This window comes from Perlucidibaca sp. (assembly GCF_057084925.1).
Map to the genome: position 1 here is coordinate 22,451 of NZ_JBXMRC010000018.1, position 7,850 is coordinate 30,300.

Sequence of the window (7,850 nt, forward strand, 5' to 3'; positions counted from 1 at the left end):
TTGTATGGATTCCCCCATGTCTCTGTGTAAGCAACGTGCCGTGAATGAGCGACGTGAGCAGCCGAGTGAGTCTCGCGAACGTATCTTGGCGGCCGCCGTCAGTATTTTTGCGCATAAAGGCTTTCAGCGCGCCAGCTTGGATGAAATTGCTGCAGAGGCTCATCTGACTAAAGGGGCTATTTACTGGCATTTCCGTAGTAAGAATGACTTGTTCACATCGCTACTGGAGTACCGGTTCCAACAGCACACGGCACCTTTAGCCGAAGAATTGGCGCTGGCGCTGGCGGCACCAACGACTCAGGCACGGCAGCAAGCCATTGCGACTATGCTGCGGGATATGTTGAACCGCTTTCACGATAACGCCGCTTGGCCAAGGCTCTATCTGGAGTTCGTCTCGCAAACGCGGGATACCCAGATAGCCAGCAGTATGGCAAAGTTGTATGACCATGCCCGGTTGTTAGCGAAGCAAATGATCGAGCGTTTGGTCGAGGCGGGTATCACGGACCCTGACTTAGATGCCGATACCGTCTCGATTTTTTGGTGTGCGTTAATTGATGGTTTTATGTTGGCTTGGGTGATGAAGCCGGAGACATTTGCGGATGGTCAACTGGTTGAGCGAACGGTTGCCATGTTATGGAATGGCCTAGCCCCGAAGCAAGTCTGATTCAGCAGTTTCTGAATCAGGCTGCTTGCCGACGATCCGGAAATTGGCAACGCTTCGCTAAATCAGCGCAAGCCTTTTGAATCATTTCTTCTGTGATGGCCAACTCGGTACCCTGGTCATCTAACAGGATGGCGAAATGAAACGGATTGCCCACCGTGCGGGTCTCGTTCATGCTCTTCTCCAGATTAGTGTTGGTCATGATGCACCTCAAGTTGTGTTTCCATGAGTTCACTATAGGAAGGCCAAATCGCTTCGTCTTGTATTTTCGCCTCTAAGTTGTAACCAACTATGAAATCATTTCTGAATGTTTCCGCACGGTTGCGCGTCGGGCTCATCATTAACCCCTATGCTGGTCTTGGTGGTCCCCTGGCGCTGAAAGGCAGTGATCACGTGAGTGAAGACTTGCGTCAGGAGGCGCGCAAAACCGTTGAGCAGGGGGGCTCTCGCGCGCAAACGCGTTGTGCCAGCTTTCTGGCGGCTACCTCAGACCTACCCGTGCATTGGATTACGGTGGCGGGGTCCATGGGTCAGGCCAGCCTCGGCGATCGCAGCGCAGAGATACTCGCATTTCAAGCTCAAACACCCTCAACCGCTGAGGATACCCAGCGTGCGGCGGCCATGCTGATGCTGGCGAGCCTTGATTTGCTTATCTTTGTGGGAGGCGACGGCACAGCCCGAGATATTTGCTCAGTCGTTGGTACGCATGTGCCCGCGCTGGGTGTGCCCGCAGGCGTGAAAATGCATTCGGGTGTGTTTGCCATTAACCCCCAGAGCGCCGCGGATTTAGTGCGCAGCTTGTGTGCGGGTGAGCTAGTGGCCATGGAGCTGGCAGAAGTCAGAGACATTGATGAGCAAGCATTAGCCGGTGGACGCGTACGGGCGAGGCACTTTGGCGACTTGCGTGTGCCCGTCTCGGATAGCTTAGTGCAACAAGTGAAGTGTTCAGGTTGTGAAGATGAGGGCCTAGTGCAGGCAGAAATTGCCGCCGGAATTTTGGACATGATGCAGCCAGGGCAGCATTACGCTTTAGGTGCAGGCACCACGGTGGCCGCTGTGATGGCGGCCCTGCAGCTGCCGAACACTTTGCTCGGCTTTGATATTGTGTGTGATAACCAATTGGTTGCCTCAGATGTTTCTGCTGAGGTCTTAGAAACGTGGGCTTCACGATCAGATCTCACGGTCATTATTACCCCTACGGGTGGGCAGGGCAGTCTCATCGGACGCGGAAATCAGCAATTGTCGCCTCGACTATTGCGTCAGCTAGGGCGCGAACGGATATGGGTGTTAGCAACGCGCAATAAGCTTGCCGCGTTATCTGGCCGGCCACTCAGGCTGGACACGGGGGATGCTGAACTTGATCGGACATGGTCTGGCTGGTGGCCCGTCCATAGTGGATTTCAGCAGCAGTTGTTGTATGCCGTGCAGGGTTAGCCTTCGGCGCGTTGACACTAGACGACCGGTCTAGTATTGTGCCGGCATGATTAAGCCACGCGAATTTTCCGATACCCGAGAGCACTTGCTGGCGACAGGCGAGGCCGTCTTTCGTGGCAAAGGTTTTACTGCCGTGGGCCTGACGGAAATCTTGGCCGAAGCTGGCGTTCCCAAAGGCTCGTTCTATCATTATTTCCGCTCCAAAGAGTCGTTTGGCGTTGACATGCTGACGCGCTACTTCAATCGCTACGATGAGGAGTTGCGTGCCTTACTCTTGGAGTCTCCCGGAACGGGGCGAGAACGTCTGCTGCATTATTTCGGGCGATGGGCTGCTCGCTGTGAACAAAGCGATGCGCAAGCGCGCGCCAGTGCCTGCCTCGCGGTGAAACTCTCTGCGGAGGTTTCAGACTTGTCTGAACCCATGCGAGAGGTACTGGTGGCGGGAATGGAGCAGGTACAGCAGCGTTTAGCCCAAGCGCTCGTTGCTGGCCAAGTCGATGCATCGCTGGATTCAGACTTACAGCCCGACTCGTTGGCGGGTGCGCTTTATCAATTATGGGTCGGGGCAGAGTTACTGACCAAAATCCGACGTGACGGCCAGCCTTTTGCTTGTGCTTTAGCGCAGACCCAGCAGTGGCTGAGAGCGTCTTCGCATTAAAATTTATGTCATATCAAGTTGACCGGTCTAATTCTGGCAACCCATTGGAGAGAGTGTTATGAGTCATCGTTTATTTTCGCCTGTGCAAATGGGCAGCATTACGCTGCCAAACCGTGTGTTGATGGCGCCGTTAACTCGAATGCGAGCTGCCGCAGGTGATGTGCCAACGCCTTTGATGGCGGAGTATTATCGTCAGCGTGCGAGTGCGGGGCTAATCGTGACTGAAGCCGCTCAGGTATCACCCCAGGGCAAAGGCTATATGCAGACACCCGGCATCTACAGTGCTGAGCAAGTTGCCGGTTGGCAGCAGGTCACGAAAGCCGTGCACGACGCGGGTGGACGCATCGCGATCCAGCTCTGGCATGTGGGCCGTATTTCGCACAACAGCTTGCAGCCTGACGGGCAAGCACCGGTTTCGGCCTCAAACCTGCCAGCACGAACCAAGACGACAGTGCTCGGGGAAAATGGCCGTCCTGAGCGTGTTAACTGCTCGGTGCCCCGTGCTTTAGGGTTAGATGAAATTCCTACTTTGATTGAAACCTACATTCAGGCCACAAAAAATGCTCAAGCTGCGGGCTTTGATATGGTCGAAATCCACGCCGCGCATGGCTATTTGCTTCATCAGTTCCAATCCACAGAAAGCAATGACCGTAGTGATGCCTATGGCGGTTCTTTGGAAAACCGTGCACGTCTGACTTTAGAGGTGTTGGATGCAGTGATCGCCGCCTGGGAGCCGGGCCGCGTTGGTATTCGCATTTCGCCCATGGGCAACTTCAATGCCCTTGACGATATTGACGGCGAGGCCATGGGGCTTTACCTCGCAGAGCAGTTTGAGCAGCGTGGTGTCGCCTATTTACATTTGTCCGAGCCGGACTGGGCGGGTGGTCCAGTACTGCCCGAGAGCTTCCGAGCGGCTTTGCGCTCACGCTATCGCGGTGTGTTGATTGGTGCGGGTAACTATTCGCTCGCCAAAGCCACGGACCTGCTGGATAAGCAGCTGATTGATGGTGCAGCATTTGGTCGTACCTATATTGCTAACCCGGACTTAGTTGAGCGTTTACAACAAGATGCGCCACTCAATGAACAGCGGCCTGAGCTGTTTTATGGCGGCGGAGCTGAGGGCTACACGGATTACCCCGCGTTGGCCGCTGTTTAGTAGGGTATCGGCTTAACTTTCTCGTAGCACAATGACGGGTGCGGTTCGCCACACCCGTCGTGTTGCTAGCATGCCAGCGATCCCGGTCAGGCTGGCGGCGAGTAGTGGGGTGACCAGCCATAGGGTGCCATGCCAGGTGGGTGGCAGCTCAAGTATCGTGACATACAGCGCCGAAGCCAAGGCCTCGGTCATCGCTACTGCGACGAGCCCGGCAAAGCCGCCCAGTAGCATCATTTCCGAGAGGCCGCGCTGCATCAGCTGGCGTCGACTGGCGCCCAGTGCGCGAAGAAGTCCGGCCTCCTGGCGTCGCTGGTCTTGACCGGCGGCTATACAAGCCAAAAGCACGAATACGCCGGCAACCAAAACAAAGACTAAGACGAACTCAATCGCCTGCGAGACCGTATCGAGCAGCTGACGAACTTGCGTCATGATGGCATCGACATCAATCAACACGACGGTTGGAAAGCGCTTAACCAAGGTGTTTAGCACCTCTCGCTGCATTTTCGGCGCATGAAACGCCGTGAGGTAAGTGGCTGGGAAAGGTGCAAGCGCGGGGGCGGGGAAGACCATGTAGAAATTGGGCTGAAAACTGTCCCAGTCGACTTTGCGAAGACTGGTGACGGTGGCTTCAACATCGCCCTCTGCCAACGAGAAGCGCAGTCTATCGCCTAAGGCTATGCCTAGCTTTGAAGCCAATCTGGACTCGACAGAGACAGGCCAGGGTGCCTGACGGGTGTCTGTCCACCATGCGCCTTCGACTAACTCATTTCCTTTGGGCAAGTTGGTGGATGTGGTCAAATTGAGCTCACGATTCAGCGATTCATCGCGTTGATCTTCGCTTTCTTTGCTAATGGCGCTAACCACTGCCTTGTCATTGATGGCGATGAGCCGTCCGCGCACGACCGGATACAGCGCATCGGGCGCGATGCCAAAATCGGCCAACGTTTGTTGGAATGCCACACGGTCTAGCTCATCAATTCCCAGTGCAAATTGATTAGGTGCATTAGTGGGCAATTTACCTTGCCAGGCACTCATGAGTTCGCCGCGCACACTGGTCACTAATAGCATGGCAGCAATGCCCACACTGAGTCCTAAGATCTGTAGTGTCGTGTTCTGCGGATGGCGCCAGAGTTCACGGAGCCCGAGTAAAGATCTGGGTAACGAACGTTCAGCCAATAGGTGACGCGTCAGTGCTAATAGGCTGCGTAACAGCAAGGCGAGTAAAAAGCCCAGCGTGCTTCCGCCCACGAGCAGCATGAGAGTGAGCTGCCAGCGGCCCGTCTCCAGAATCAGCAAGCCTGCCAAGGCCGAAATAGCCAGTGCAGTGATTGTCATCAAGCCCAATGAGTTCGGTGCAAGCTCGCGGCGAATAACGCGTAGTGGTGATACTCGAAACAAGCCGATAAGCGCGGGCAGGGCAAAGCCAATCAGCGTTAGCGTGGCCGTGGCAATGCCCGTGAGAAGAGGGCGTTGCCAGGCAAAATCGAGTTCGGCATTCGGTAACATGCCTGACAGAATCTGAAACAGGATTTGCGACGTACCCGCGCCTAATGCCGCGCCAACAACGATGGCCACGACCCAGATTAGCAACAGTTGCGTGAGAAAAATGCCCTGCACGCGGCGTCGGTTAGCGCCTAGGCAACGCATTAGCGCCAGCGTGTCGTAGTGGCGGACGGCGTGGCGTTGTGCGGCCAATGCGACTGCAAGTCCCGATAAGACCACGGCGGCGAAAGCCGCAATGCTCAGGTAGTCGCTGGCCCGAGCGAGTGGACTGCCGATCTCCGAGCGCCCACGAGCGACATCCACTAAGCGCTCACCTGTGGCCAATCGAGGCTCTAGGAAGTTGTTTAAGTCAGATATGGCCCGAGCCGAGCCCGCTAAAAGTAAACGGTATTGCACGCGTGAGCCGGGCAAAATGACGCCGGCGGACGCTAAGTCGTCTGCATTCATCAGCGCTCGCGGTGCAAATGCGGAAAAATTACCGCCTCGGTCCGGCTCTTGGAGGATGACTGCTGCGACTCGGAGCTGTAAATCGCCTAATTGAATTTCATCGTTGATGGATACGGCCAACAGACCCATGAGGCGTTGATCCAACCAGATGGTGCCGGGGCTGGGAATGCGAGAGTTGTTCGCCTCTGACTTGCGGTGTGAAGCGACCAGCTCACCGCGCAATGGGTAGTCGGCGGTCACGGCTTTCACTGCAGCCAGCTGAAACGCATCCTGACGTTGAATCATGCTGGAGAACTCAGTCACAACAGCCGTTCTCAAGCCGCGTTGCTGTGCTACTTGTTCCACTTCTGGCCGCAGCGGGCGACTGCTTTGCAATACGAGATCTGCCCCCAATAAATTAGCGGCCTGACGGTTGAGTCCTTGCTCCAGATTGGCGCTAAAAAACCGCAGGCTGCTCGTAGCTGTGACGGCGAGTATGAGGGCGGCAAGTAATAGCCAGATCTCACCGGCACGGATATCCCGCTTTAATAGTCGCCAGGCCAGGATCACGTCAGCGCACCTGATGTCACGCGTCCAGCCTCCAAATGCAGCTGGCGTTGGCATTGTGACGCGAGCGCTTTGTCATGCGTCACCAAGACGAGTGTTGTTTGGGAAGCAGCCTGAGCCTCAAACAGTAGCTCAATGATGCTGGCGCCGGTCTGGCTATCAAGGTTGCCCGTGGGCTCATCGGCGAGCAGGATTTTAGGTTCTGTGGCGAAGGCGCGTGCAATCGCGACGCGCTGTTGTTCGCCGCCAGATAGCTGCCTCGGTGTATGGGCCTCGCGGGCAGATAAACCCACCCGCGCCAGCCAATGTTTAGCACGCGCTTTGGCGGGAAGGCCCGCGAGTTCCAGCGGCAACATAACGTTTTCAAGCGCGGTGAGGTGGGGGAGTAGTTGGAAGTTCTGAAAGACGAAGCCGATAAGGCGCTGTCGCAATGCAGCGCGTGCATCTTCATCGAGGGCGCCGAGATCTTGGCCCGCCAGTAAAACACGACCTTCTGTGGCCGTGTCTAATCCCGCCAGCAGCCCTAATAGCGTAGATTTGCCTGAGCCAGAGCTGCCGGTAATGGCTACACTTTCGCCAGCCGAAATGACGAGATTGATGTTATTTAAGATGAGCAATCGCTCGTGTTGAATCAATACAGACTGCGTGAGCTGGCGAGTTTCAATCAACTGTTGGGATGGCGTTGTCATGATGACCTGGTTACGAAGTGTAGGTGCGTTAGTATTTTGCTTAGCCATGATGCCGGCATCCGCTGCGTCGATACTCATCTTCGGCGATAGTATCAGTGCAGCCTACGGCATGAACATTGAACAGGGCTGGGTTTCCTTGCTGAGCCAGCGCTTGGAAGTGCGCTATCCAGGGCAGCATAAGGTCATCAATGCCAGCGTCAGTGGCGAAACCACGTCCGGCGGTGTGCGTCGCCTACCTGCATTACTGAAGCAGCATGAGCCAGATATCGTGGTCATTGAGTTAGGCGGAAACGATGGCCTTCGTGGCCAGCCTCCAGCGATGATGGAGCGTCATTTGGCCAGCATGATTCGCCAATCTCGCCAGGCGGGTGCGCGCGTCATTTTACTGGGGATGCAGATTCCACCAAACTATGGAAAGGCCTATACCCAGGCTTTTGCTGCCGTTTTCCCTCGGGTGGGGAAGGCGGAGGGCGCAGCCGTTTTGCCGTTCTTTTTAGAGGGTATCGGCGGCGTTTCAGCGTTAATGCAAAAGGATGGAATTCACCCAAATGCCAAAGCGCAACCTAAGTTGCTTGAGTTGGCTTGGCCACTCATTTCTGCTGCTCTCAAAGACCAAAAAGCCCGCAAATAGCGGGCTTTTTTATTACGGGAGTTCGTATTAGGCGATCTGCAGGTTCTGCAGCGCTTCAATACGCTTTTCCAGCGGTGGGTGCGACATGAACAGCGAAGCGAAACTGAAGCCTTCACGTTTGCCGG

General features: G+C 55.6%; 8 protein-coding genes. 5 read left to right on the forward strand and 3 right to left on the reverse strand.

The genetic code is table 11. From position 1 onward, the window contains the following. The first annotated feature begins 16 nt into the window (after positions 1–16). Positions 17–664, forward strand: coding sequence for a TetR/AcrR family transcriptional regulator (locus tag AC14IB_RS05590; RefSeq protein ID WP_484230950.1), 648 nt, complete (start codon positions 17–19; stop codon positions 662–664). 16 nt (positions 665–680) lie between these two features. Here AC14IB_RS05590 and AC14IB_RS05595 read toward each other — a convergent pair whose 3' ends face one another. Then, on the reverse strand, positions 681–863 hold the full coding sequence (locus AC14IB_RS05595; protein ID WP_068858889.1) for a PA1571 family protein: 183 nt from the start codon (positions 861–863) through the stop codon (positions 681–683). 89 nt (positions 864–952) lie between these two features. On the opposite strand from AC14IB_RS05595, the gene AC14IB_RS05600 reads away from it, so the two are divergent. Genes AC14IB_RS05600 through nemA form a run of 3 tightly spaced genes read left to right on the forward strand, consistent with a single transcriptional unit; the run spans position 953 to position 3,909 of the window. Next, on the forward strand, positions 953–2,095 hold the full coding sequence (locus AC14IB_RS05600) for an ATP-NAD kinase family protein (RefSeq protein ID WP_484230951.1): 1,143 nt from the start codon (positions 953–955) through the stop codon (positions 2,093–2,095). 46 nt (positions 2,096–2,141) lie between these two features. Beyond that, entirely contained in the window at positions 2,142–2,753 is a 612-nt protein-coding gene (locus AC14IB_RS05605; protein ID WP_484230952.1) for a TetR/AcrR family transcriptional regulator, read from the forward strand. Between the two features lie 58 nt (positions 2,754–2,811). Continuing rightward, positions 2,812–3,909, forward strand: coding sequence for an N-ethylmaleimide reductase (gene nemA / locus AC14IB_RS05610; protein ID WP_484230953.1), 1,098 nt, complete (start codon positions 2,812–2,814; stop codon positions 3,907–3,909). Positions 3,910–3,921: 12 nt separating this feature from the next. Here the strand turns inward: nemA and AC14IB_RS05615 are convergent, their stop codons facing one another. Further along, the gene (locus AC14IB_RS05615; protein WP_484230954.1) at positions 3,922–6,408 is read right to left on the reverse strand and encodes an ABC transporter permease; all 2,487 of its coding nucleotides are present in this window, start codon (positions 6,406–6,408) and stop codon (positions 3,922–3,924) included. Further along, the gene (locus AC14IB_RS05620; RefSeq protein WP_484230955.1) at positions 6,405–7,094 is read right to left on the reverse strand and encodes an ABC transporter ATP-binding protein; all 690 of its coding nucleotides are present in this window, start codon (positions 7,092–7,094) and stop codon (positions 6,405–6,407) included. The genes AC14IB_RS05615 and AC14IB_RS05620 overlap by 4 nt, the downstream gene beginning before the upstream one ends. Between AC14IB_RS05620 and AC14IB_RS05625 the strand changes: the two genes are divergently transcribed. Next, positions 7,093–7,725, forward strand: coding sequence for an arylesterase (locus AC14IB_RS05625; protein WP_484230956.1), 633 nt, complete (start codon positions 7,093–7,095; stop codon positions 7,723–7,725). The genes AC14IB_RS05620 and AC14IB_RS05625 overlap by 2 nt on opposite strands. Positions 7,726–7,850 lie beyond the last annotated feature (125 nt).